This is a genomic window from Teichococcus aestuarii (genome assembly GCF_003116135.1).
In the GTDB taxonomy this organism is placed as follows: Bacteria; Pseudomonadota; Alphaproteobacteria; order Acetobacterales; family Acetobacteraceae; genus Pseudoroseomonas; species Pseudoroseomonas aestuarii.
Window position 1 is genome coordinate 92,937 of record NZ_PDOA01000004.1, and the last position, 22,573, is coordinate 115,509.

General features: G+C 73.9%; 21 protein-coding genes. 10 read left to right on the top strand and 11 right to left on the bottom strand.

Annotation, left to right across the window (positions count from 1 at the left end):
* Positions 1–73: 73 nt before the first annotated feature.
* Both CR165_RS08270 and CR165_RS08275 read right to left on the bottom strand, forming a co-directional pair.
* The gene (locus tag CR165_RS08270; protein ID WP_109516506.1) at positions 74–964 is read right to left on the bottom strand and encodes an EF-hand domain-containing protein; all 891 of its coding nucleotides are present in this window, start codon (positions 962–964) and stop codon (positions 74–76) included.
* Positions 961–2,535, bottom strand: a complete 1,575-nt coding sequence (locus tag CR165_RS08275; protein ID WP_109516507.1) for a hypothetical protein — start codon at positions 2,533–2,535, stop codon at positions 961–963. Before CR165_RS08275 ends, CR165_RS08270 begins: the two co-directional genes overlap by 4 nt.
* 153 nt (positions 2,536–2,688) lie before the next feature.
* Between CR165_RS08275 and CR165_RS08280 the strand changes: the two genes are divergently transcribed.
* The 5 genes from CR165_RS08280 (at position 2,689) to CR165_RS08300 (ending at position 7,498) form a co-directional block, all read left to right on the top strand.
* Positions 2,689–3,663, top strand: a complete 975-nt coding sequence (locus tag CR165_RS08280; RefSeq protein ID WP_109516508.1) for a Bug family tripartite tricarboxylate transporter substrate binding protein — start codon at positions 2,689–2,691, stop codon at positions 3,661–3,663.
* Between the two features lie 2 nt (positions 3,664–3,665).
* The gene (locus CR165_RS08285) at positions 3,666–4,217 is read left to right on the top strand and encodes a tripartite tricarboxylate transporter TctB family protein (protein WP_245906255.1); all 552 of its coding nucleotides are present in this window, start codon (positions 3,666–3,668) and stop codon (positions 4,215–4,217) included.
* Positions 4,218–4,221: 4 nt separating this feature from the next.
* Positions 4,222–5,709: a tripartite tricarboxylate transporter permease gene (locus CR165_RS08290; RefSeq protein ID WP_109516509.1), complete on the top strand. Its 1,488-nt coding sequence runs from the start codon at positions 4,222–4,224 to the stop codon at positions 5,707–5,709.
* Positions 5,710–5,778: 69 nt separating this feature from the next.
* Positions 5,779–6,396 (top strand): cysteine peptidase family C39 domain-containing protein, encoded by a 618-nt coding sequence (locus CR165_RS08295; RefSeq protein WP_245906256.1) that lies wholly within the window; start codon positions 5,779–5,781, stop codon positions 6,394–6,396.
* Positions 6,397–6,502: 106 nt separating this feature from the next.
* Positions 6,503–7,498 (top strand): dienelactone hydrolase family protein, encoded by a 996-nt coding sequence (locus CR165_RS08300; RefSeq protein ID WP_109516511.1) that lies wholly within the window; start codon positions 6,503–6,505, stop codon positions 7,496–7,498.
* Positions 7,499–7,540: 42 nt separating this feature from the next.
* Here the strand turns inward: CR165_RS08300 and CR165_RS08305 are convergent, their stop codons facing one another.
* The 3 genes from CR165_RS08305 to CR165_RS08315 all read right to left on the bottom strand — a co-directional run bounded on the left by CR165_RS08305 (position 7,541) and on the right by CR165_RS08315 (position 11,371).
* Positions 7,541–8,722 carry a PQQ-dependent sugar dehydrogenase gene (locus CR165_RS08305; RefSeq protein ID WP_245906258.1) on the bottom strand — a complete coding sequence of 394 codons (1,182 nt, stop codon included), beginning with the start codon at positions 8,720–8,722 and terminating at the stop codon, positions 7,541–7,543.
* Between the two features lie 4 nt (positions 8,723–8,726).
* On the bottom strand, positions 8,727–9,059 hold the full coding sequence (gene trxA, locus CR165_RS08310; RefSeq protein ID WP_109516512.1) for a thioredoxin TrxA: 333 nt from the start codon (positions 9,057–9,059) through the stop codon (positions 8,727–8,729).
* 182 nt (positions 9,060–9,241) lie between these two features.
* Positions 9,242–11,371, bottom strand: a complete 2,130-nt coding sequence (locus CR165_RS08315) for a YjbH domain-containing protein (RefSeq protein ID WP_109516513.1) — start codon at positions 11,369–11,371, stop codon at positions 9,242–9,244.
* Positions 11,372–11,497: 126 nt separating this feature from the next.
* Here CR165_RS08315 and CR165_RS08320 point away from each other — a divergent pair, with 126 nt between their 5' ends.
* Both CR165_RS08320 and CR165_RS08325 read left to right on the top strand, forming a co-directional pair.
* The gene (locus CR165_RS08320; RefSeq protein ID WP_109516514.1) at positions 11,498–12,154 is read left to right on the top strand and encodes a DUF1028 domain-containing protein; all 657 of its coding nucleotides are present in this window, start codon (positions 11,498–11,500) and stop codon (positions 12,152–12,154) included.
* Positions 12,155–12,331: 177 nt separating this feature from the next.
* Complete coding sequence (locus CR165_RS08325) at positions 12,332–13,510, top strand: M20 aminoacylase family protein (RefSeq protein ID WP_109516515.1); 1,179 nt, start codon at positions 12,332–12,334, stop codon at positions 13,508–13,510.
* A gap of 53 nt (positions 13,511–13,563) precedes the next feature.
* Here the strand turns inward: CR165_RS08325 and CR165_RS08330 are convergent, their stop codons facing one another.
* From CR165_RS08330 to CR165_RS08340, 3 genes are all read right to left on the bottom strand, one after another.
* On the bottom strand, positions 13,564–14,307 hold the full coding sequence (locus tag CR165_RS08330; protein WP_109516516.1) for a 2OG-Fe dioxygenase family protein: 744 nt from the start codon (positions 14,305–14,307) through the stop codon (positions 13,564–13,566).
* A gap of 4 nt (positions 14,308–14,311) precedes the next feature.
* Positions 14,312–15,607, bottom strand: a complete 1,296-nt coding sequence (locus CR165_RS08335; protein WP_109516517.1) for a c-type cytochrome — start codon at positions 15,605–15,607, stop codon at positions 14,312–14,314.
* A 209-nt stretch (positions 15,608–15,816) separates the two neighbouring features.
* Entirely contained in the window at positions 15,817–16,722 is a 906-nt protein-coding gene (locus tag CR165_RS08340) for an AraC family transcriptional regulator (protein WP_245906260.1), read from the bottom strand.
* A 91-nt stretch (positions 16,723–16,813) separates the two neighbouring features.
* Here CR165_RS08340 and CR165_RS08345 point away from each other — a divergent pair, with 91 nt between their 5' ends.
* Positions 16,814–18,040 carry an MFS transporter gene (locus CR165_RS08345; protein WP_109516519.1) on the top strand — a complete coding sequence of 409 codons (1,227 nt, stop codon included), beginning with the start codon at positions 16,814–16,816 and terminating at the stop codon, positions 18,038–18,040.
* 52 nt (positions 18,041–18,092) lie between these two features.
* Here the strand turns inward: CR165_RS08345 and CR165_RS08350 are convergent, their stop codons facing one another.
* The gene (locus CR165_RS08350) at positions 18,093–18,755 is read right to left on the bottom strand and encodes a dienelactone hydrolase family protein (RefSeq protein ID WP_109516520.1); all 663 of its coding nucleotides are present in this window, start codon (positions 18,753–18,755) and stop codon (positions 18,093–18,095) included.
* Between the two features lie 42 nt (positions 18,756–18,797).
* On the opposite strand from CR165_RS08350, the gene CR165_RS08355 reads away from it, so the two are divergent.
* Positions 18,798–18,995 carry a DUF4169 family protein gene (locus CR165_RS08355; RefSeq protein WP_109516721.1) on the top strand — a complete coding sequence of 66 codons (198 nt, stop codon included), beginning with the start codon at positions 18,798–18,800 and terminating at the stop codon, positions 18,993–18,995.
* Positions 18,996–19,125: 130 nt separating this feature from the next.
* Positions 19,126–19,314 (top strand): hypothetical protein, encoded by a 189-nt coding sequence (locus CR165_RS25360; protein ID WP_219929708.1) that lies wholly within the window; start codon positions 19,126–19,128, stop codon positions 19,312–19,314.
* A 120-nt stretch (positions 19,315–19,434) separates the two neighbouring features.
* Here the strand turns inward: CR165_RS25360 and CR165_RS08365 are convergent, their stop codons facing one another.
* Together CR165_RS08365 and ychF are read right to left on the bottom strand one after the other, a co-directional pair.
* Positions 19,435–21,282: an ATP-binding protein gene (locus tag CR165_RS08365; RefSeq protein ID WP_109516521.1), complete on the bottom strand. Its 1,848-nt coding sequence runs from the start codon at positions 21,280–21,282 to the stop codon at positions 19,435–19,437.
* Between the two features lie 116 nt (positions 21,283–21,398).
* Complete coding sequence (gene ychF / locus CR165_RS08370; RefSeq protein WP_109516522.1) at positions 21,399–22,493, bottom strand: redox-regulated ATPase YchF; 1,095 nt, start codon at positions 22,491–22,493, stop codon at positions 21,399–21,401.
* Between the last annotated feature and the right edge of the window lie 80 nt (positions 22,494–22,573).

The window sequence follows — 22,573 nt, forward strand, 5'->3', positions numbered from 1 at the left end:
CTGTTCCCTTAAAGGAGGAATGTCCTTCCTAGGGCCGCGCGGGCGAAGATTCTCTAAAGCGCGGCGCGCCCGCTCAGGGGGCCGTCACCCCGTCGAGCAGGCCGCGCAGCAGGCCGATGCCTTCCTGCACGCCCTCCAGCCGCAGCGGCCGGCCGCCCTCGGCGCCCAGGCTGCGGGTGAGGGCTGTGCGGTCCTGGCCCAGCTCGGCGGCGGAGAGGCGGCCGTCGCCGTCATAATCCAGGCTCTCCATGGCGAAGCGGCCGATGGCGACGCCGGCCAGCAGGCCGCCGCCGCCGGCCGCCAGCACGCCCTCCGGCGAGGCATCCTCGGCGGCGGCCATCACCCAGGTCATGCCGCGCACCAGCCGGGCGATCTCGGCCACCGAGAGCAGCCCGTCGCCCGAGACATCGCCCTCCGCCACCAGCGCGGCGAGGCAGCCGGCGCTGCCGGCTCCGGGGCCGCCGCAGGCCGCCTCGAGCACCTCCAGCGTGCCGAGCATCGCCAGGCCCTCGCCATGCAGCGCGGCCAGGGCGGGGGGCGGCGCGGCGCAGCGGCTCCAGGCGGCGAGCGGTGTGTCGCCGGGCAGGCGGTCGTCGCGCAGCTTGGCGTCCGGCTCGGCGGTCTGCAGCGCCGTGGCGTCGCCGCGCAGCAGGATGCGCGGCGCCTCGGCGCCACGGCCGGTGCCCACCGTCCAGCCCGCCTGCGCGCGGGATTCGGCGAAGCGGATCAGCCGCGCCGGGCCGTCCGCCGGCAGCCGCGCCACGGCGCGGGCAGTGACGTGCAGCATGGCCGTGGGGCTGGCGCAGCCGCCGGCGAACCAGGGGCCGCGCAGCGCCGGCGGCACGGCGGCCAGGGGCGGGGGCGGGGCGGCGGGCTGCGGCTGGGCCTTGGCGGCTCCGGGAAGCAGCGGGGGCGCGGACAGCAGGGCCAGGGCCAGCAGCCCGGCGGCGGGAAGGCGCATCATGGCAGGGCCACCTCGGTGCCGGAGCACAGGTCAAAGCGGGGTCGGTCCACCTCCCGCCCGTCGCGGAAGACGGCGCGCAGGTGGCCGGTGCAGCCCACCGCCTCGGGCGGGGCGAAATCCAGCGTCTCGCCGCGGCCGAGCACGGTGCTGCCCAGCCGGTCCGGCCCGCGCGGCGCGCCCACGGCATCGACGTACAGCTCGACCAGCGGCGCCGGGCCGGCGTTGCGCAGGCGCACGCTGCCCTCGCGCGGCGGGCCCTGCTCCAGCGTGCCGGCGCCCTGGTCCAGCCGCTCCGCCAGCACCCAGCCGGGGCGCAGCACGATCAGCGCGGTGTCGCAGATGTTCACGCCGCGCCGCTCCTCGGCGCCGCCATTGCCGAACACCACCCGCAGGTCGATCTCGCAGGCGCTGCGCAGCACCACCTCGGCGCGGGCACCGCGCTCCAGCGCGCCGCCGGGCAGGCGGTCCTCGCCCCAGTCGGTGTCGTCGGTGGCGGAGGCATAGACCTCCTGCACCGGCGCGGCGTGGCGGTTGAGCAGGGTGAAGGCGCGCTCCGGCGGGCGCGGGATGCCGCTGCCGTCGAACAGGATGGAGGTGCCGGCGCAGAGATCGGCGCCCGGCTTCTCCTCCGCCGTCTCGTCGTCATACACCACGCGCAGGTCCAGCTGGCAGGCGCGGCTGCGCAGCCGCAGGCGGAAGGTGGTGCCGGGCTCCACCATCACCGGGCCGAGCCGGTCATGGCCCCAGGCCGGGGCGCCGGAGCGCCCGGCGGCGCCCGTGCCGTTCGCCGTGCCGGTTGCCGTGCCGGCATAGAGGTTGCGGATGGCGCGGCCGGTGCCGTTGGCGATCTCGGCCTCCCGCCAGGGGATGGCGGGGTCGCCGAAGCTGACGCGGCTGTTGCGGCAGAGATCAACGCGGCGGCGCTCCTCCACCGTGTCGTCCTCGAACACGGCGGTGAGGTCGAAGAGGCATTCGCGCGCGCGGCCGAGGCGCAGGCGGGTGGTGGCCTCGGGCGCCACCGTCTCGGTGCCCAGCCGGTCCGGGCCGCGGCCGGGGGCGCCGCTCGGCATGGCGTAGAGCTCGCGCAGCGCGAGGTCGGTGTCGTTCACCACCGTCGCCTCGCGCAGCGGCGCGCTGGGGTCGCCGAAGGTGACACGGCTGCTGCGGCAGAGATCGACGCCGCGCTTCTCCTCGGCGCTGCCATCGGCCAGCACCACGCGCACATCGAACAGGCAGAGGCGCTGCCGGCCGAGCGGCACGCGCAGCGCGGCGCCGCTGGGCAGGCTGTCCTCGCCCAGCCGGTCCGGCCCCTGCTCGACGCTGCCGGCGGGGGCGATGTAGAGCTCGCGCAGCGGCAGGCCCAGCTCGTTGGCCACCACCGCCTCGCGCTCCTGCGGCGCGGCGGGGCGGGCGGGGGCGGCGGCGGCGGGGGGCGTGGGCTGGGCGGCGCCGGGCTGGCGGGCCTCGGCCGGCATGGCGGACAAGAGGGGCGGCAGCCAGCGTGGCGCCACGAGGCCCGCCAGCCCTGGTGCCGCGAGCAGGGCCAGCACCATCGCCACGCGCAGCCGCATCAACGCCGTCTCCCGAAAGTCGGGCCAGAATGAGGCGGCGGCCGGCGCAGCGCAAGCACCGGCGCCCGGGGGCGGAACCGCAAATTGCGATTTGCGAAACCGGTGATTCTCGCGCAACATCATTCTAACCGACTGCTTTATGGAGGAAATTTTATGCTGCGCCGCACACTGCTCTCCACGGCCCTCGCGGCTGCCACCCTGCCGCTCCTGGGCGGTGGCGCCCGCGCGCAGCAGCAGCAACAGCTCTACTCCTCCCTGCACGTCTTCATCCCCGCCGGCCCCGGCGGCGGCTGGGACGGGCTGGGCCGCGCCATCGAGCAGGTGGCGCGCCAGGCCGGGCTGGTGGGCAACTTCCAGTTCGAGAATGTCGGCGGCGCCGGCGGCACGGTGGGGCTGCCGCGCTTCATCTCGCAGCGCCGCGGGCGCGAGGGCAGCATCCTGGTCGGCGGCGCCGTCATGGTGGGCTCGGTGCTGGCCAACAAGTCGCCCTTCGGCCTGAAGGACGTGACGCCGATCGCGCGCATGACCACCGAGCCGGGCATCATCGTCGTGCCCGCCGGCAGCGACATCAAGGACCTGCAGGGCTTCCTCGACGCGCTGAAGAGCAACCCGGGCGGCACCTCGGTGGCCGGCGGCAGCGCCGGCGGCATCGACCACATCGTGCTCGGCCTGCTGCTGAAGAGCCAGGGCCGCTCGGCCAAGGAGGCCTCCTACGTCGCCTTCGCCGGCGGCGGGCCGGCCCAGGCCGCCATCCTCGGCGCGCAGGTGAAGGCCGGCATCTCCGGCGTCTCGGAATTCGCCGAGCAGATCAAGGCCGGGCGGATGCGGGCGCTGGCCACCACCGGCGAGACGCGCAGCCTGCCCGACGTGCCGACGCTGAAGGAGAGCGGCATCGACATCACCCTGGGCAACTGGCGCGGCGTGTTCGGCCCGCCGGGCATCAAGCCGGAGACGCGCGAGGGGCTGGTGAAGTTCGTCACCACCCTGCACGGGCTGCCGGCCTGGAAGGAGATGATGGAGCGCCAGGGCTGGGAGGACGCCTTCCTGCCCGGCGAGGCCTTCGAGGCCTACCTGAAGCGCGACGAGGCGGCCACCGCCGAGGTGCTGCGCGAAATCGGCCTGATCTGAGCATGACCGGCACGACCGGAGAGCCCGGCACCATGCCGGGCCCTGCCGACGCCCCGGTGCCGGATGCCCGGATGCGGGCCGCGCTGCGGCGGTCCGACCTCGTGGTGGGGGGGCTGGTGCTGCTGCTCGGCCTGCTCTGCCTGTGGCAGGCCGCCATCATTCCCACCACCCCGCTCTATGCGCAGGTGGGGCCGAAATTCACCCCCTACCTGGTGGGCGGCATGGTCTGCGTGGTGGGGGCGGGGCTGACCCTCTCCGCCTGGCGCGGCGGCTGGTCGCACACCCTGCCGGAGGTGGCGGAGGCGCCGCCCACCAACTGGCGCGCCCTCGGCCTGCTCGGCGCGGGGCTGGTGGCGAACCTGGCGCTGATCGACACGCTGGGCTTCGTCTTCGCCGCCACGGCGCAGTTCGTGCTGGTGGCCGCCGCCTTCGGCAGCCGCCACCCGCTGCGCGATTTCGGCATCGGGCTGGCCGTCACCTTCGGCGCCTATCTGGCCTTCGACAAGCTGCTGGGCGTCAATATCGGCGCCGGCATCCTGGAAGGGATTCTGTAGCTCCATGGATGCCTGGTCCGGCCTGGCCTTCGGCTTCGGCAACGCGCTCACCATCACCAATCTCGGCTGGGCGCTGCTCGGCTGCTTCCTCGGCACCGCCATCGGCGTGCTGCCCGGCATCGGCCCGGCGCTGACCATCGCGCTGCTGCTGCCCATCACCTTCCAGGTGAGCGCCACCGGCGCCTTCATCCTGTTCTGCGGCGTGTTCTACGGCGCCATGTATGGCGGCTCCACCACCTCCATCCTGCTCAACACGCCGGGCGAGAGCGGCTCCATCATCACCGCGCTGGAAGGCGCCAAGATGGCGCGCAACGGCCGCGCCGGGCCGGCGCTGGTCACGGCGGCGGTGGGCAGCTTCATCGCCGGCACCATCGGCACGCTGGGCCTGTCCTTCCTCGGCCCCATCGTCGTCGAGCTGGCGCTGAAGCTGGGGCCGGCCGAGTATTTCTCGCTGATGGTGCTGTGCTTCGTCACCGTCTCGGCGGTGCTGGGCGGCTCGGCGCTGCGCGGGCTGGCCTCGCTCGGCCTCGGCCTGCTGATCGGGCTGGTGGGCATCGACCTGCAGACCGGCCAGCCGCGCCTGACCTTCGGCATCCCCGAGCTGCTGGACGGCATCGACGTGGTGCTGGTCGCCGTCGCCCTCTTCGCGGTGGGCGAGACGCTCTACCTCGCCTGGCGCCATATGGAGGGCAAGCAGGAGGTGCGCGAGGTCGGCCGGCTGATGATGACGAAGGAGGACTGGAAGCGCTCCACCGGCCCCTGGTTCCGCGGCGCGCTGCTGGGCTTCCCCTTCGGCGTCATGCCGGCGGGCGGCACCGAGATGCCCACCATGCTCAGCTACTACGCCGAGCGGAAGCTCTCGAAGCACCCGGAGGAGTTCGGCACCACCGGCGCCATCGAGGGCGTGGCGGGGCCTGAGGCGGCCAACAACGCCGCCGCCGCCGGCGTGCTGGTGCCGATGCTGACGCTGGGCCTGCCCACCTCGGCCACCGCCGCCATCATGCTCTCGGCCTTCCAGTCCTACGGCATCCAGCCGGGGCCGCTGCTGTTCACCAGCCAGGGCGAGCTGGTCTGGACGCTGATCGCCTCGCTCTACATCGCCAACATCATGCTGGTGGTGCTGAACCTGCCGCTGGTGGGCCTCTGGGCGCGCATCCTCAAGATCCCGACGCCGCAGCTCTACGCGGGCATCCTGGTCTTCGCCACCATCGGCACCTACGGCATCAGCAACTCCGTGGTGGACCTGATGCTGCTCTACGGCATCGGCATCATCGCCATGTTCATGCGGCGCTTCGAGTTCCCGCAGGCGCCGGTGGTCATCGGCATGATCCTGGGGCCGATGGCGGAGCAGGCGATGCGCCAGGCGCTGACCATCAGCCAGGGCGACTGGACCACCTTCGTCACCCGCCCCGTCTCGCTCAGCATCCTGCTGCTGGCGCTGCTCGGGCTGGTCGGGCCGCGGCTCTGGGCGCTGGCGGCGCGCCGGAGCTGAAAGCCCGCGACGCCACCCCCCGGCCGGGGGGGCGGCGTCGCCCTGTCCTTCCCGCCCGCGAGCCCCGCCGTGACCGAGCCCACCCGCACCCCCTATTTCAGCCAGTGGGAAACCCCCGGCATGACGGCCGCCGTGCTGGCCGAGGGCGCCGAGACCGCGCTGCTGCGCGACCCGGCCTGGCGCGGCTCGGGCGCCGCCAGCGTCGAGGAATACGCCCGCTGGGCCGGGCATCTCTGCGGCATGGCCTGCCTGAAGATGGTGCTGGCCGCGCGCACCGGCGTGGCGCACCCCATCCTGGAGCTGGCGCGCGGCTGCGCCGCCGAGGGCGGCTATGTGGAGGAGCCGGACGGCCGGATCCGTGGCCTGATCTACGCGCCCTTCCTGCGCTACGTCGCCGCGCGCTTCGGCCTGCGCGCCACGATCCGCCTGGACCTCGCGGCGGCGGACATCGCGCCGCTGCTGGCGGGGGGCGGCTACTTCATCGCCTCGGTGCACAAGGACATCCGCTGGCCGGAGCGCGCGCCGCCGCACACGGGCGGCCATCTCGTGCTGGTCACCGCCGCCACGCCAGGGGCCATCACCTTCCACAACCCCTCGGGGCACGAGGCGGCGGCGCAGCGGGACGTCTCCCTGCCGCCCGCGGTGTTCGGCCGCTTCTTCGCCGGGCGCGGCATCGCCATCGCCTGAGCGCGCCGGATGGCTTTCCCTTGGCGCTTTCCCTTGGCGCCGGGGGGTGGAACGCGCTTTCCTCTCCGCCCCGGCCACCCGCACGCGCGCGGTGAGGAGACGCCCGATGCATCCCGCCCTTTGCCTTCTGGCCGCGCTGCTGCTGCTGTCGCTGCCCGTCCCGCCCGCCGCCGGGCAGGAGGCCGCCAGCCTTCCCGGCCGCATCGAGTTGCACGCCATCCCCTCCCGCACGCTGAGCGATGCCGAATTCCTGCGGGGCGAGGCCGGGGCGGGGCAGGCGGTGACCACGGCGGGCGAGCTGCGCCTGCCGCCCGGGCAGACGGCCTGGCAGGCGGGCCGGCTGCCCGTCGCGGTGCTGATGCACGGCTCGGGCGGCATCGATGGCGGGATCGAGGCCTGGGCACGGCTGCTGAACGCCGAGGGCCTCGCCACCTTCGTCATCGACGGCTTCACCGCGCGCGGCCTTGTCGCCACCAACACCGACCAGGCGAAGCTCGGCCGGCTGAACCTGATCCTGGACCTCTATGGCGCGCTGGAGGTGCTGGCGCGGCACCCGCGCGTCGATCCGGAGCGGATCGTGCTGATCGGCTTCTCGCGCGGCGGCAAGGCGGCGCTCTACGCCGCCACCGAGCGCTTCCACCGGCTGTGGAACCGTTCCGGCATCGGCTTCGCCGCCTATCTCGCCTTCTACCCCGACTGCTCCGCCCGCTACCGCGACGACACCCGGATGGTGGCGAGGCCCATCCGCCTGTTCCATGGCGAGGCGGACGACTACACCCTGGCGCGCAGCTGCGCCGCGCAGGTGGCGCGGATGCGGGAGGGCGGCGCCGACATCGCCCTCGCCACCTATCCCGGTGCGCATCATGGCTTCGACTCGCCGCTGAGCGATGCCCCCGGCGTCGCCACCCATTCCCAGACCCTGAGGGCCTGCGTCATCGAGGAGCGGGAGCCGGGGCGGCTGGTCAACGCCGCCACCGGGGCGCCCTTCGCCTACAGCGATGACTGCGTGCAGAGGAACCCGCATGGCGGCGGCCAGCCGGAGGCGCGCGCGGCGGTGCGGCAGGCGGTGCTGGAGGAGGTCCGGGCCGCGCTGGCGAAGTAGTAGGCAGGGCGGGGCGGGTTTTCTGCCGCCCCGCCGCCGGCCTCAGCTTCCGGCGGGTTCCAGCCGCAGGATGCGGCCGCGGGATTCGTCGGTCAGCAGGTAGAGGAAGCCGTCGGGGCCCTGCGCCACCTGCCGCAGGCGCTGCTGGCCCCATAGCAGCCGTTCCTCGCCGGTCACGCGGTCGCCCTCCACGGTCAGGCGCAGCAGGCCCTGGCTGCTCAGCGTCGCCAGGAACAGGTTGCCGCGCCAGGCGGGGAAGGCATCGCCCGTGTAGAAGGTGGCGCCGGAGGGGCTGATCGAGGGCGTCCAGTGGCGCAGCGGGTCCTGCATCCCGGGGCGGGATGCCGCCTCGTGGATGCGCGCGCCGCTATAGGCCACGCCATGCCCCACCACCGGCCAGCCGTAATTGGCCCCGGCGCGGACGAGGTTGATCTCGTCGCCGCCGCGCGGGCCCATCTCCACCTCCCACAGCGTGCCGGTGGCGGGGTTCACCGCCAGCCCCTGCGGGTTGCGGATGCCGGAAGCGTAGATCTCGGGGCGCACCCCCTCGCGGCCGAGGAAGGGATTGCCGGCGGCGGGGCGGCCGTCGCGCTCCAGCCGCAGCAGCTTGCCGGCGAGGTCGCCCATCTCCTGGGCGCGGTCGCTGTCGCGCTGGCGGTCGCCCGTGGTCATGTAGAGCTTGCCGTCGCCGCCGAAGGCGATGCGGCAGCCATAATGGCCGTTGCCCGTCTGCGCCGGCGTGGCGTCGAGCAGGGTCTGCACCGCCTCCAGCGAGGCAGCGTCGGCGCTGAGGCGGGCGCGGGAGAGGCGTGTCAGGTTGCCGCCGGAGACGCTGGCGGCCTGGCAGAAATACAGCTCGCGGGTTTCCGCGAAATCGGGTGCGAGGCGGATGTCGAGCAGCCCGCCCTGGCCGGCCGCGGCCACCGGCGGCACGCCGGAGAGCGGGGCGGAGACCTGCCCCTCGCGGCTGACCAGCCGCAGCCGGCCGGGGCGCTCCGTCACCAGCATCCGCCCGTCGGGCAGGAAGGCGGCGCCCCAGGGGTGTTCCAGCCCCTCGGCGAAGCGGACGACGCGGAAGGCCGTGGCCTCGCTCCGCACCACCGCGCCCGCTCCCTGGCCGGAGGCACCGGTCGTCTGCGCGCAGGCGGGGGCGAATGCCCCGGCCAGCACGCCGCCGGCCAGGGCGATCGCCCCGCGCCGGCCGTGGTTCCGCGGCCCCGCCAAGCCGTTACTTGCCCAGCGCGGTGGCGATCCAGTCCTTCAGCTGGCTCTTCGGCAGGGCACCGACCTTGGTGTCCACCGGCTTGCCATCCTTGAACAGGATCATCGTCGGGATGCCGCGCACCGCGTACTCGTTCGGCGTCATCGGGTTCTCGTCGATGTTCACCTTGGCGATGGTGAGCTGGCCGGCATAGTCCTTGGCGACCTCGTCGAGGATCGGCGCCACCATGCGGCAGGGGCCGCACCATTCGGCCCAGAAATCCACCAGCACGGGGCCGGCGGCCTGCAGCACATCCTGCTTGAAGCTGTCGTCGCTGACGGCCTTGGTGAGTTCGCTCATCGTGTCTTTTCCTCATGCGGCCCGGTGCGCGGGGGCAGGAAGGCACCCCGCCGGGCGCGCGGCTTGCGGTGGAGAGTCGTGTCGCCAGGGCGCCGGGTCAAGCGTTCCCACTCGTGGAGCTGATAACCGCCCGGAGAGCGGCCCGCGGCATAAGGGCCGGCCGCCGCCGTGCCAAGCGGGCGCTATCGCGAAAAACCCGGCACGCCGCGCCGCAGCGCCTCGGCCCGGCCCTCGCGGGAGACCTCCCAGAGCGGGTTGTCCACCGCCAGGCGCTGCCCGCCATCGCGCTGCACCGGGCGCACCACCACCCCGCCGCGTTCCGCGCTCTCCCGCCCGAACAGCGCCAGCGGCACCCGGACATAGACGCCCTTGTCGAAGGAGCCCTCGCCGAAGCGGGCGGCGGAGACGTTGGTGAGGGTGGCGAAGCCGCCGACCTCGATGCCGGAGTCGAAGCGCCGGCCCAGTTCCAGCGTGGCGCCCCAGTCGCCCGCCAGGTAGCGGCCGGCGCGCACCACGCCGTAGAGGTTCCACACCGGCAGGTCGGCGTAGAGGGAGAGATGGCCGGTGGCCACCGAATAGCCCTGGAAGCCCAGCTTCTGGTCGAAATCCCGCTGCGCCACCCAGGCCAGGTCGAGGCCGAGCGCCCAGGGCTTCTCGCGCGGCCGCCACAGCACCTCGCCCGAGAGGCCGCCGAACATCGGCTCCAGGTAGCCGGCGCTGGCGCGGGCCAGCCAGTCCGGCGCCAGGTTCCAGATCCGCTCGGCATAGAGGGTGGCCAGCGCGGTGCGGCCCTCCCGCGCATAGGCGGCCTCCTCGCTGCGCACGCGGGGCAGCAGGCTGTCGGAGGGCAGGCCGCCCGAGAGGTTGCCCAGCAGCGCCTGCCGCACCGAGCCGGCCAGCGCCCAGCCGCCGCCCAGCACCTCCGGCCCGAGGCCGACCCGCCCCCCCGCCGCCAGCCCCGCCTGCCAGCGCAGCGTGCGCGAGGGATCGCCGAGCGAGAGGCCAAGGGTGGGGGCGATGCCCCAGGACCAGTCCACCCCGCCGGGCCGGGCGGCGCCGGGGGCGAGATCCCCCGTGGCGGGCATCAGGGTGGCGCCGAGCCAGGCTTCCTCGGCGCTGGCGCGGTGCCAGGCGGCGCCCTCCAGCGCGGCGCGCGGAATCTCCAGCACGCCGGTCTCGGCGCCGGCCTGCCACCAGCGCAGCCGCAGCATCTCCACCCCCGGCGGCAGCACCGCCTGGGTGGCGCGCAGCACCCGCGACGCCACCTGCGGGAACTCCCGGAAGCGGCCGCCGGCCAGCGCGATCTCGGCCACCATGCCGGCGCGGTGATAGGCCACGGGCTGGAAGCCGGCCGCCTCCAGCGCCGCGAACACCGCTTCCGCCTCGGCCTCCGGCGAGAGGGCGGCAGGGGCCGGGCGGCGGGGCAGGGGGGGCGGCGCGGGCAGCGGGCGGGCGGGCGGGTCGTCCGGGTTCAGCCGCAGCGAGAGGCGCAGCAGCAGGTCCGTGCCGTGTACCCAGTGCAGCCCGGCATCGAGCCAGTCGTTCGACCATTGCAGGCCGAGGTTGACGCGGGATGCCGCCTCGCCGCTCAGCCCGGTCCGGCGGGCGGGGTAGCCGCCGCGCTCGTCACGCAGCGCATCGCCGCTCCATTCCAGTTTGGCGCGCAGCCCCTCCACCGGCCCCCAGGGCGTCTCCAGCGCCTGCACCGACCACTCCACCCCGGCGAAGGGCGCCACATCCGCGCCGCGGAACCAGTTGCGCCGTAGCGTGCCGCCGCGCCCGACATCGCGCGGGCGGTCGCGGAAGCGGTCGTCCAGCAGCGCCAGCGGGCTGGTCCATTCGCCGCCCGAGCCCGCGCGCCCCCAGCCCAGCCCGGCCGAGAGGTCGAAGCCGTGCCAGCGCTTGGAGGCGACGATGTACTCCCCCGCGTAGATCCCGGTGCCGATGATGTCCTGGAAGCCGACCGCCACGGCGGGGGTGGTGTCGCTCTCCGGCAGCAGGCGCAGCTTGAGGTCGAAGGCGCGGTCGGTGGTCATGCCGCGGCCGGTGGTGCCGTCGAGGCGCTCGGTGAGGCGGAAGGTGGTCTCCAGGAAGGGCAGGGCCTGGAAATTGACGAACCAGAAGCGCCGCTGGTGCCGCAGCGCCGTGCCCGCCTCCAGCGTGCCATCCTCGCGGAAGCGGGCGTTGCGCGTCTCGATCAGCCCGGCGCCGCCATAATCGCCGCCGGTGGCCGGAATCTCCTCGGCCCGCACGGTGCCCACCGGCGGGAGGAGCAGCGCCAGCAGCAGCAGCCCCGCCCGGCGGAGGGCCATGCGTAAACCACCCTTAAAGTATTATCACGAAATCGTGAGTTTATACGCCGCCCCGCCCCGTGGCGCCACGACAAAGCGCCGCCCCCGGATGGACAAGCGGATGCTTCGCCCGTTGAATGCGCGGCCATGACCTTTTCCCTGATCGGCCGTTGCGCGCGCACCGGCCAGTTCGGCGCCGTGGCCACCACCTCCGGCCTGTGCATCGGCGCCCGCGTGCCCTTCCTGGCCGCCGGCATCGGCGGCGTGCTGACGCAGCACCGCACCGACCCCCGCCTCGGCCCGCGCGGCGTGGAGCTGCTCCGCAGCGGCTGCACCGCGCAGGAGACGGTGGCGGCGCTGGAGGCCAGCACCCCCGACCATGGCTGGCGCCAGTTCGCCGCCATCGACCGCGCCGGCCGCACCGCGCATTTCCACGGCGCCCGGGTGAAGCCCGCGCACAACCACGCGCATGGCGCCGACTGCGTGGCCATCGGCAACATCCTGGCCAGCGACCAGGTGCCGCGCGCCATGGTCGATGCCTTCCTGGCCCACCCCGAGGCGCCGCTCGGCGACCGCCTGATCGACGCGCTGAAGGCCGGCGAGGCGGCGGGCGGCGAGGGCCGCCCCCTGGTCAGCGCCACGCTGCTGATGGTGGCCGAGGAGAGCTTCCCCTACGCCGACCTGCGCATCGACCGCGACGCGGACCCGATCGGCGCGCTGGAGGCGCTGTGGCGGGAGTATGCGCCGAACATCGACGAATACGTGCTGCGCGCCGTGGACCCCGACCGCGCGCGCGGTGGATGAAAGGAAGAAGGGTTCTTTTTTGGAAAAAAGAACCAAAAAACTTTTTTCAGTTGCGGTGACGCTGGTGGAAAGCATGACGCCAAACTGACAGAAGTCTTTTTGCTTCTTTTTCTTCAGAAAAAGAAGATTCTTTACTTTAAAACTTAAAATACTGATTCCGAGCGAGGACACCGCCCCATGCCCATCCCCAACCGCATCGCCGACTTCCTGCCCGAGATGACCGCATGGCGCCGGGACTTCCACACCCATCCCGAGCTCGGCTTCGAGGAGCGGCGCACCAGCGACATCGTGGCCGAGAAGCTGGCGGGCTGGGGCATCGAGGTGCATCGCGGCCTCGGCAGGACGGGCCTCGTCGGCGTGCTGAAGGGCAATGGCGGGGAGGGCGGCAGCATCGGGCTCCGCGCCGACATGGACGCGCTGCCGATGCCCGAGGCCAACAGCTTCGAGTACCGCAGCCAGAACCCCGGCGCGATGCATGCCTGCGGCCATGACGGCCACACCGCCATGCTGCTCGGCGCCGCCAAGTATCTCGCCGAGACGCGGAACTTCGCCGGCACCGTCCACTTCATCTTCCAGCCCGCCGAGGAAGGACTGGCCGGCGCCAAGGCGATGATCGAGGACGGGCTGTTCGACCGCTTCCCCTGCGATGCCGTCTACGGCATCCACAACGACCCGCACATGCCGCTCGGCACCTTCCGCGCGCTGCCCGGCGTCATCCTGGCGGCGTCGGACACGGTGGAGATCGTCATTCGCGGCAAGGGCGGGCACGGCGCGCTGCCGCACCTCTCGGTCGATCCGCTGCTGGTCGGCGTGCATGTGGTGAGCGGGCTGCAATCCATCGTCAGCCGCCGCACCGACCCGCTGGGCAGCGCGGTGGTCTCCATCACCCAGTTCCACGCCGGCAGCGCCGACAACGTCATCCCCGACGAGGCGGTGCTGCGCGGCACGGTGCGCACCCTGCTGCCCGAGGTGCGGGACGCGGTGGAGCAGGCGATTTCCGACATCGCCACCATCACCGCCCGCGCGCATGGGGCCGAGGCCGTGGTGCGCTACCACCGCCGCTACCCGCCCACCATCAACCACGCCGCCGAGGCCACCCGCGCCGCCGACGCCGCCGCCGAGATCTCGGGCGAGGCGAAGGTGATCCGCGAGGGGCTGCCGATCATGGGCGGCGAGGACTTTTCCTTCATGCTGGAGAAGCGGCCGGGCGCCTTCCTGTTCGTCGGCCAGGCGGAAGCGGGGGGGAAGGGGAGCAACCCCGTCCACCACCCGACCTACGACTTCAACGACAACCTGCTGCCGGTCGGCGCCGGGTTCTTCGCCCGCGTCGTCGAGCGGGAGCTGGCGCGGAAGTAGGCAAGGCCGGGGGAGAAGGAATTCCCCCAGGCCCCCATCTTCTTTCTGCCGGATCAGGCCGCCCGGAAGGTCAGCACCAGCACGTCCCGGTGCCCCGGCCGCGCCGGGTCGAGCGGCGCGATCGGCGTCACGCCATGCCAGACGCGGTGGTCGTCCAGCAGCACCGTGTCGAGCGGGGCGGAGAGGGTGAAGCTCTGTTCGCCCGGCTGGCCGTCCACGCGGATGCCGGTCTCGCCGCCCGCCACGTTCTCGCGGCCGATCAGCGCCACCAGCACATAGTCCACGCCGTCGCGGTGCATGCCCTCGGGCGTCGGCTTGCCGGCCTCGTCGGGCCGGGCCTGGATGCGGAACTGGTGCATCTCCACATGCCAGTCCCGCCCCGGCGCCACGCCGTCGAACACCGCGCGGGCGCCGCGCAGCAGCGCCGCCAAGGCGGGGCTCGCGGCGGCCGCCTCCGTCACCGGCGCGAACCAGCGCTGCACCCCGCCATTGAGCGTGTTGAACTCCAGCCCCTGGTAGTGCGGCTGGTGCGGCGCGCGCGCCAGCGCCGGGTCGCCCGCGCGCAGGCGGAACACGGCGTGGCGGCGCAGCCGGTAGCGGCCGCCATCGGCCATGTGGGCGTCCGGCTCCAGCGCCTCCCAGCTCCGCGCGAACTCGGCCCAGGCCGGGCCGGAGAGCGCGGTGTCCTCGGGGTCGAACAGCGCCCGCGCCGCCTCGGCGGGCAGGGCGACATAGCCGGCGGCACCGATCGCGGCGCCCGGCTCGTCCTGGATCGCGGCGCGCACGGGGTCATGCATGGGTTCAGTCCTTCGTCGCCTGTTCGAGGAAGCGCAGCAGCGCCGCCATGTCGTCGTCATCGCCGATGGTCTGCACCGGCATCCGCGTCCCCGGCGTCACCACGTCGGGGCCGCGGGTGAAGAGATCGGCCACCGTCTCCTTCGTCCAGACGATGTCGCCACGGGACAGGCGCTCGGAATACGCATAGCCGGCGATGCTGCCCATGCGGCGGCCGAACAGCCCGGCCAGGTGGGGCCCCGCCTTCAGGTCCGCCTGCCCCTCGGGCGGCGCCGTCAGGCTGTGGCAGGCACCGCAGGCGCGGAACACGCGGGCGCCGTGCAGGTCGAGCCCCGCCACGCGCTCGGGCGGCGGGGCGGGCTCGGCGCCGAGGGCCGCGCCGCTCGCCATGTCGAAGGCGCGCAGGCGGCGGTCGGCGCCGGCGGCGTAGAGGCGGGTGCCATCCGGCGCGAAGGCCAGCGCCCAGACGGGCTGCCCCGCCGAGGGCAGGCTGTGCCGCAGCCGCCCCTCCGGCAGCGACCAGACGAAGACGCCGCCCCCCGGCCCGGCGGCGGCCAGCAGCGCGCCATCCGGCGTGGCGGCCAGGGCGGCGAGGGGGGAGGAGCCGGCCTGCAGCCGCCGCTCCCGCCCGGCGGGGCCGAGCAGGCGGATGGCACCATCCACCCCGGCGCTGGCCAGGGTGCCGTCGGGCAGGGCGAGCAGGGCGGTCTGCGGCAGGCCATAGGTGGCCAGCAGCCGGGGCGGGCCATCGGCGGGCCAGCCGCGCAGCGTGCCGTCGGCGCCCGCCGTCACTGGCAGGCCATCGGCGCGGAAGGCGGCGCCTGTCACCTGCCCTTCATGGCCCTCCAGCACTCGCGGCGCGCCGCCGGCCAGCGGCCAGAGCCGTGCCGTGCCGTCCCAGCTGGCGGAGAGGAGCCAGGCCCCGCGCGCGGCCAGGGCGGCGATGGCGCTGCCATGCCCTTCCAGCACGCGGATGGGCTCGGCGCTGCCCCCGGCGGGCCAGAGGGCGATGCGGCCATCGGCGCCGCCGCTGGCGAAGCCGCCGCCCGGCAGCGCCGCCAGCGCCTGCACCGCCTGCCCGTGCCAGCGCGTGACGGAGAGCGGGCGGGAGAGGTCCGGCGGCCAGAGCATCACCGCCTGGTCGAACCCGCCCGAGGCGATGCGGCCGCCATCGGCCGCCATGGCCAAAGCGCGCACCGGCCCGCCATGCAGCGGCAGGTCCTGCGCCGCCACCGGCAGGGCGGCGGGAGTGGCCAGGAAGGCGGCGAGGAGGATGGTGAGCAGCGGCGGGAGACAGCGCATGGCGCGGGAGATTGCCGCAATCCGCCTCCGGCGGAAGGTGGAATGCGGCAGGAGCCGCGCTTTTCCGGTGCCGCGCGGGGCGGCGCCAGCGGGGCGACCAGCGGGGCGATCACCTGAGTGATCGCCCGGAGCGGCAGGCCGGCCAGCAGCGGGTGCCACGGAGGGGCTGTCCACCGGCCTGTTCTACGGCTTCTCCCGGTACCGCCTGCTCACCGGGCAGGCCGGCGACGCGGCCGCGGCGATGGCGCGGCACTGGCCGGCTGCTCCTGTCCAGGCTGTTCCCGTTCCGCCCCGCCGAGCGGTGGCGGCACCGCCGGCCCGGCCTCCTTCCGCCGCGCCCCTTTCCCCGCCTGGCCGGGCGTGACGCCGAAGGCGGCGCGGTAGGCGGCGCCGAAGGCCGGCGCGCTGGCATAGCCCACCAGCGCCGCGGCGCGGGCCGGCGGCACGCCGCGCGCCAGCAGCGCCGCCGCCTCGGCCAGGCGCCAGTGCTGCCGCCAGGCGCCGAAGCTCATCCCCGTCTCGGCGCGGAACAGGCGGGAGAGGGTGCGGGCGCTGGCGCCCACCTCGGCGGCCCAGCCTTCCAGGGTCAGGCCGCTGTCGGGGCGGGCGTGCAGCGCCTCGGCCAGGCGCAGCAGGCGCGGGTCGCGCGGCTGCGGCACGCCGAGCGGCAGGGTGGGGGCGCGGCGGATCTCGTCCAGGATCAGCGCGGCGAGGTGGCCGGCGCGGCCCTCCGGGTCCCATTCGGGCGGCTCCTCGCAGGCGGCCAGGATCAGCTCCCGCAGCAGGGGCGAGACGGCCAGCACCGCCACGCCGGGCGGGCCGTGCCGCGCCGCGTCCTCGCGCAGGAACAGCGCGCGCATCGCCACCACGCCCTGCGTGGCCACGGCGTGCGGCAGCCCGGCCGGCACCCACAGCGCGCGGCCCGCCGGCACGACATAGCCCGCCGCGTCCGTGGTGATGCGCATGACGCCCTGGCTGGCATAGATGAGCTGCACGCGGCGATGGGCATGGCGCGGGGTGCGGCCGCCATCGGCATAGTCGCGCCGGAAGCCGGCCAGCGGGCGGTCCACCGCGTCCTGCGGCAGGTCGCGTGAGGGGATGATGTAGGTGGGCATTTGGCGGCTTGGCGACATGATCTGGCCGGATGTCGGTTTCCAGCCAGGCTATCCTTCCGGGCAAGAACGGCAAGACCGGAACGCCAACGCCATGTCCCTGCACCCCGCCACGCGGCAGATCGCCTTCATCAACGCGGCGCACAGCGCCACCCATTTCAGCCTGCTGATCCTGGCCACCGCCGTGCTGGGGCTGGTGCAGCAGGAGCCCGCGCGCTTCGGCACCGAGTACGGCCCGATCCTGGCGCTCGGCACCGGCATGTTCGTGCTCTACGGCGTGGGCTCTCTGCCGATGGGCTGGCTGGCCGCGCGCTTCGGGCGCCGCGCCCTGATGCTGGCCTTCTTCCTCGGCACGGGGGGCTGCATGGCGCTGGCGGGGCTCGCCCCCTCGCCGCTGTGGATGGCGGTGGCGCTGGCCGGCATGGGCGCCTTCTCGGCCATCTACCACCCCGTCGGCACCGCCATGCTGGTGGAGGCGGCGGGCGAGAAGGTGGGGCGCGCGGTCGGGCTGAACGGGGTGTTCGGCAATCTCGGCGTGGCGACGGCGCCGGTGCTGACGGCCTTCCTGGTGGCCACCCTCGGCTGGCGCTGGGCCTTCCTGGTGCCGGGGCTGCTCTGCGTGGCGGTGGGTGTGCTGTACGCGCGCGAGCCGGCCATCGACATGGCCACGGCGCGCGGCGCGGCGAAGCCGTTCCCCGCCATTCCGCCAGCGGTGGTGCGGCGGGCGGTGGTGGTGCTGCTCTCCATCGCCGCCGTGTCGGGGCTGGTGTTCAACGCCTTCACCCTGCTGCTGCCGAAGCTGATGGAGGAGCGGCTGGCCGGCAGCCCGGATCTGCTGCCGGTGATCGGCGCGCTGGCCTTCATCGTGACGATCTGCGGCGGGCTGACGCAGTTCACCGTGGGGCGGATGATCGACCGGATGACGCTGAAGCGGGTGTTCCTGCCGATGGCGCTGGTGCAGGTGCCGGCGATGCTGGCGCTGTCCTTCGCCGAGGGCTGGATGGTGCTGCCGCTGGCCGCGGCGCTGGCAGCCTCGATCTTCGGCCAGGTGACGGTGAATGAGACGATGACGGCGCGCTACATCGCGCCGCCGCTGCGGGTGCGGCTCTATTCCATCCGCTTCTTCGTGGGCTTCCTCGGCGCCGCCGCCGCCTCGCCGCTGATCGGCCTGCTGCACGAGGCGACGGGGCGGCTCGACATGGCGCTGCTGGTGCTGGCCGGCTTCTCCGGCGTGACGCTGCTCTGCGCCCTGTTCTTCCCCGACCGCCGGGAGGAGCTGCGCCCCGAGCTGTGGCAAGCCGCGCCCGCCCCGGCGGAGTAGACTTGCAGAAAGAAGATGGGGGTCCGGGGGAATTCCTTCCCCCGGCCTTTTCCTACTTCAGATGCTTCGCAAAGAACCCCAGGCTCCGCTGCTCCGCCAGGATGGTATCGGCCGGGCTGTAGGAGGCGCGTTCCTCGCAGGCGAAGCCGTGCTGCGCGCCGGGGTAGACGAACACCTCCACCTCCGGCCGGGCGGCGCGGATGGCCTCCACGTCGGTGAGCGGGATGCCCTTGTCCGCCTCGCCGAAATGGAGCTGCACCGGGCAGTGGGGCACCTCCTCCCGCGCCGCGGCGATGCCGCCGCCATAGTAGCCGATGGCCGCCTGGAAGGCGCGGCTGCGGGTGGCGCCGTGCCAGGCGACGGTGCCGCCCCAGCAATAGCCGATGATGCCGCGCGCGGCGCCCTGGGGCAGGGCGGCGGCGGCGGCCTCAATGTCGCGCAGCGTGTCGGCCGGGTCGATGGCGCCGCGCAGGGCCAAGCCGCGCTGCACGTCCTCCGGCGCGTAGCCGAGTTCGGCGCCGCGCTCGGCGCGGTCGAACAGCGCCGGGCAGACGACGCGGAAGCCCTGCCGCGCGAAGCCCTCGGCCACGTGCCGCATGTGGCGGTTCACGCCGAAGATCTCCTGCACGACGACGAGCGCCTGCCGTGCATCCTCCGGCCCCGTGCACCAGGCGGAGAGGCGGTGGCCGTCGGCGGCGGTGAGTTCGATCTGCATGGGCGCATTCCTCCTGTGGGCGGGGCGGTCTATCCTCCGCCGATGGCAGAGATCGTCAACCTGAACCGGCACAGGAAGGCCGCCGCCCGCGCCGCCGAGGCGAAGCAGGCCGCCGCCAACCGGGTGAAGTTCGGCCGCACCCCGGCCGAGCGCGCGCGCGAGGCGGAGGCCGAGGCGCGCCGCCGCGCCCTGCTCGACGGCGCCCGCCAGGAAGAGGCGGGGAAGGATGGGGCGGGGTGAAGCAGGAGGCGGCCGGCATGAGCGCGGCGCCCCGCATCATCCGGCTGCCGGACCTTCCGCCCGGGCTGGAGGCGCTGCGGGCCGAGGCCGCCGCCGAGGGCTTCCGCTTCATCGGCCGGTTGGCGCGGGAATGGCAGGACCGGACAAACCGCTTCGACGGCCCTGGGGAGGCGCTGCTGGGCGCCTGCTCGGGCTGGCGGAGGGCCGCTTCCACACCCTGCGGCTGCGGACGGAGACGGAGGCGGCGGCCGCCTTCTACGCCCGCCACGGCTTCCGCGCCGTCACGGCGGCGGACGCCACGCACGCCCGGGCGCTCTAGGTCGGATCGCGAGCAGGCCGCTTCGCCCGGTCGCGTGAAGATGCTCGTGAAAACAATGAGCCGGAGCCTTTTCCGTGAGCCAGCGCGAACGGAAAAGGCTCTGGCCCGCCGGCCTCGTGCTCAGCCCAGGGCCGCCGCCCGCGCGGGCAGGGCATCCTGGCGGCGCAGGGCGCGCAACGCCCGCAGCAGGGCCTCGCGCTGCAACGGCTTGGGCAGGTAGCCATCCATGCCCGCCTGCAGGCAGTCCGGCCATCCCTCCCTGGCATCGGTGCCGGAAAGCCCCAGGATGGCGATGCGCCCGCCGCCCGGCCGGCGCGCCTCCTCGGCGCGGATGCGGCGGGTGGTCTCCAGCCCGTCCATGCCCTGCATCTGCAGGTCGAGCAGCACGAGGTCGACCGGGCAAGCCTGCAGGTGGGCCAGCGCCGCCTCGCCGCTGGCGGCCTCGGCCACGCTGTGCCCGGCCTGGCGCAGCATGGTCTGCGCCACCATGCGGTTCAGCGGCACGTCGTCCACCACCAGGATGCGCAGCGGCGTGGCCAGGGGCAGCATGTGCGGCATCGCCCCCGCCTGCGCCGGGGCCGCCGGCAACGCCGCCGGCGGCAGCGGCAGCTCGGCCCAGAAAAGGCTGCCGCGCCCCTCCGGCCCCGGCAGAACGCCGATCCGCCCGCCCATGGCCTGCACCAGCCCATCGGTGATGGCGAGGCCGAGGCCATGCCCCTCGGCCTCCAGCGCGGTGAGGCGGCTGAAGTCGCGGAAGAGCTGGGCCCGCTGCGCCGCCGGGATGCCGGGGCCGGTGTCCAGCACCTCCAGCCGCAGCCCGTCCTCCACCGCCCGTACCGAGAGCCGCACCCAGCCGCCCCGGGGGGTGAACTTCACGGCATTGCCGACGAGGTTCAGCAGCACCTGCCGCAGCCGCCGCGCATCGCCCAGCACCGCCTCGGGGCAGCCGGGCTCCAGCTCCAGCCGCAGGGCGACCGACTTGCCCGACGCCTCGGGGCGCAGCAGCTCCAGCGCGCCTTCCAGCAGGGCGCGCAGCGGCACCGGCTCCCGCGCCAGGGTGAGGCGGCCGGCCTCCACCTGGGCGAGGTCCAGCACGTCGTTCACCAGCGCCAGCAGGTGGCGGCCGGCGCGGTTGATCACCGCCACCTCCTCGCGCGCCGGGCCGGGCAGGTCGTTCCGCGCGCCCAGGATCTGCGCCATGCCGAGCACGCCGTTGAGCGGGGTGCGCAGCTCGTGGCTCATCCGCGCCAGGAAGCGGGACTTGGCGGCGTTGGAGGCCTCCGCCGCCTCGCGCGCGGCGGCGGAGGCGGCCAGGGCGCGCTGCTCGCCGCGCGCCCGGAACAGCGCCATCAGGCAGAAGCTGGTGAACACGCAGTGCAGCATGCCCTGCACCAGCACCAGGCTGAACCACAGGCGCTGCGGCAGCTCGGGGCCGGCGTGCCATTCCGGCTGCGCCAGCGCCACCGGCACGCGCAGCAGCACCAGCACGCCTTGCAGGGCGAAGCTGAAGCTGAGAAGGGTGCGGAACAGGCGGTGCTCCGCCCGGTCGCGCCAGAACTCCCAGGCGATGCCGAGGCTCAGCGGCGCCGTCAGCAGCGACATGATGATGACGCGCATCTCCCGCGTCTCGGTCAGGCCGGGCAGCTGGCGCAGGCCGAGCCAGGCCAGGAGCGGCAGCAGCATCAGCCAGAACGGGGTGCGGCGCTGGTCGAAGCGGCGGACGCCGATCCAGGCGAGGCCGAGGGAGAGCAGCGTCAGCGCATTGCCGAGGTCGATCGAGACACGGTCCGGCAGATGGCCGCGCAACCCCACCAGCAGCGCCGACAGGCCGACGCCGAGAACCGCCAGCCCCCATTCCCGCAGCCCCGGCGCCCGGTGCCGGTCGAAGGAAAGCACCAGCCACATCAGCCCGATGGTCAGGCTGAGCAGCGTGCCAACAGAGAGCAGGGTGGGTAGATGCAGATCCACGGGCGGGCGCCGGCCTTGTCATTGGCCGGTTGTGCAGGGCCGGCGGGCCACTCTATCGCCCCGCCTTCCACGACCATAGAGTGAAAAAGCGGGGTGGACACTCCACCCCGCCGTTCTCAGACGTTGAAGCGGAACAGCAGGATGTCGCCGTCCTTGACGACGTATTCCTTGCCTTCGACCCGCATCTTGCCGGCTTCCTTGGCGCCCTGCTCGCCGCCAAGCGCCACGTAGTCGTCATAGGCGATGGTCTCGGCGGCGATGAAGCCGCGCTCGAAATCGCCATGGATGACGCCGGCGGCCTGCGGCGCCTTCATGCCGCGGGTGATGGTCCAGGCGCGCGCCTCCTTCGGCCCCACGGTGAAGTAGGTGAGCAGGCCGAGCAGCCCGTAGCCGGCGGCGATGACGCGATCCAGCCCGGAATCGGACAGGCCCAGCCCCTCCAGGAACTCGCCCCGGTCGGCCGCGTCCATCTGGCTGATCTCGGCCTCGATGGCGGCGGAGACCACCACCGCCTTGGCGCCCTCGGCCGCGGCGCGGGCGAACACCTTCTCGCTGTGCGCGTTGCCGCTGCCGGCCGCGCCTTCCTCGACGTTGCAGACGTAGAGCACCGGCTTGGAGGTGAGCAGCTGGAGGCGCTTGGCCGCCTCCTCCTCCCCCTTCGGGATGGAGGCGCGGGCGGGGCGGCCGTCGCGCAGCCCGGCCAGGATCGGCTCGATCAGCGTGAGCTGGCCGGCCGCCTCCTTGTCGCCGCCGCGGGCGCGCTTCTGCAGGCCGAGCTGGCGCTTCTCCAGGCTGTCCATGTCGGCCAGCATCAGCTCGGTCTCGATGGTGTCGGCGTCGCGGATCGGGTCCACGCTGCCCTCGACATGGGTGACGTCGCCATCCTCGAAGCAGCGCAGCACGTGCACGATGGCATCCGTCTCGCGGATGTTGCCGAGGAACTGGTTGCCCAGGCCCTCGCCGCGCGAGGCGCCGCGCACCAGGCCCGCGATGTCCACGAATTCCAGGCTGGTCGGCACGATCTTGGCCGACTTGCCGATCCTGGCGATGGTGTCGAGCCGCCGGTCCGGCACCGCGACGCGGCCGACATTCGGCTCGATGGTGCAGAAGGGATAGTTGGCGGCCTGGGCCGCCGCGGTCTGCGTCAGCGCGTTGAACAGGGTGGACTTGCCGACATTCGGCAGGCCGACGATCCCGCAGTTGAAGCCCATGTCAGGTCCTCTTTGTATGCGCGCCCCTGCGGTGCAGGGGCGCCCTCATTCGCCGGCGCCGGCCTCGGCCGGCTTGGCTT

Excerpts from the sequence above, each read along its gene's own strand:
- CR165_RS08270 (WP_109516506.1), bottom strand. The coding sequence starts at position 964 with ATGATGCGCCTTCCCGCCGCCGGGCTGCTGGCCCTGGCCCTGCTGTCC.
- CR165_RS08315 (WP_109516513.1), bottom strand. The coding sequence starts at position 11,371 with ATGGCCCTCCGCCGGGCGGGGCTGCTGCTGCTGGCGCTGCTCCTCCCG.
- CR165_RS08280 (WP_109516508.1), top strand. The coding sequence starts at position 2,689 with ATGCTGCGCCGCACACTGCTCTCCACGGCCCTCGCGGCTGCCACCCTG.
- CR165_RS08350 (WP_109516520.1), bottom strand. The coding sequence starts at position 18,755 with ATGCAGATCGAACTCACCGCCGCCGACGGCCACCGCCTCTCCGCCTGG.
- CR165_RS08355 (WP_109516721.1), top strand. The coding sequence starts at position 18,798 with ATGGCAGAGATCGTCAACCTGAACCGGCACAGGAAGGCCGCCGCCCGC.
- CR165_RS25360 (WP_219929708.1), top strand. The coding sequence starts at position 19,126 with ATGGCAGGACCGGACAAACCGCTTCGACGGCCCTGGGGAGGCGCTGCT.
- CR165_RS08320 (WP_109516514.1), top strand. The coding sequence starts at position 11,498 with ATGACCTTTTCCCTGATCGGCCGTTGCGCGCGCACCGGCCAGTTCGGC.
- CR165_RS08340 (WP_245906260.1), bottom strand. The coding sequence starts at position 16,722 with ATGCCCACCTACATCATCCCCTCACGCGACCTGCCGCAGGACGCGGTG.
- trxA (WP_109516512.1), bottom strand. The coding sequence starts at position 9,059 with ATGAGCGAACTCACCAAGGCCGTCAGCGACGACAGCTTCAAGCAGGAT.
- CR165_RS08300 (WP_109516511.1), top strand. The coding sequence starts at position 6,503 with ATGCATCCCGCCCTTTGCCTTCTGGCCGCGCTGCTGCTGCTGTCGCTG.
- ychF (WP_109516522.1), bottom strand. The coding sequence starts at position 22,493 with ATGGGCTTCAACTGCGGGATCGTCGGCCTGCCGAATGTCGGCAAGTCC.
- CR165_RS08290 (WP_109516509.1), top strand. The coding sequence starts at position 4,222 with ATGGATGCCTGGTCCGGCCTGGCCTTCGGCTTCGGCAACGCGCTCACC.
- CR165_RS08345 (WP_109516519.1), top strand. The coding sequence starts at position 16,814 with ATGTCCCTGCACCCCGCCACGCGGCAGATCGCCTTCATCAACGCGGCG.
- CR165_RS08285 (WP_245906255.1), top strand. The coding sequence starts at position 3,666 with ATGACCGGCACGACCGGAGAGCCCGGCACCATGCCGGGCCCTGCCGAC.
- CR165_RS08325 (WP_109516515.1), top strand. The coding sequence starts at position 12,332 with ATGCCCATCCCCAACCGCATCGCCGACTTCCTGCCCGAGATGACCGCA.
- CR165_RS08335 (WP_109516517.1), bottom strand. The coding sequence starts at position 15,607 with ATGCGCTGTCTCCCGCCGCTGCTCACCATCCTCCTCGCCGCCTTCCTG.
- CR165_RS08330 (WP_109516516.1), bottom strand. The coding sequence starts at position 14,307 with ATGCATGACCCCGTGCGCGCCGCGATCCAGGACGAGCCGGGCGCCGCG.
- CR165_RS08275 (WP_109516507.1), bottom strand. The coding sequence starts at position 2,535 with ATGCGGCTGCGCGTGGCGATGGTGCTGGCCCTGCTCGCGGCACCAGGG.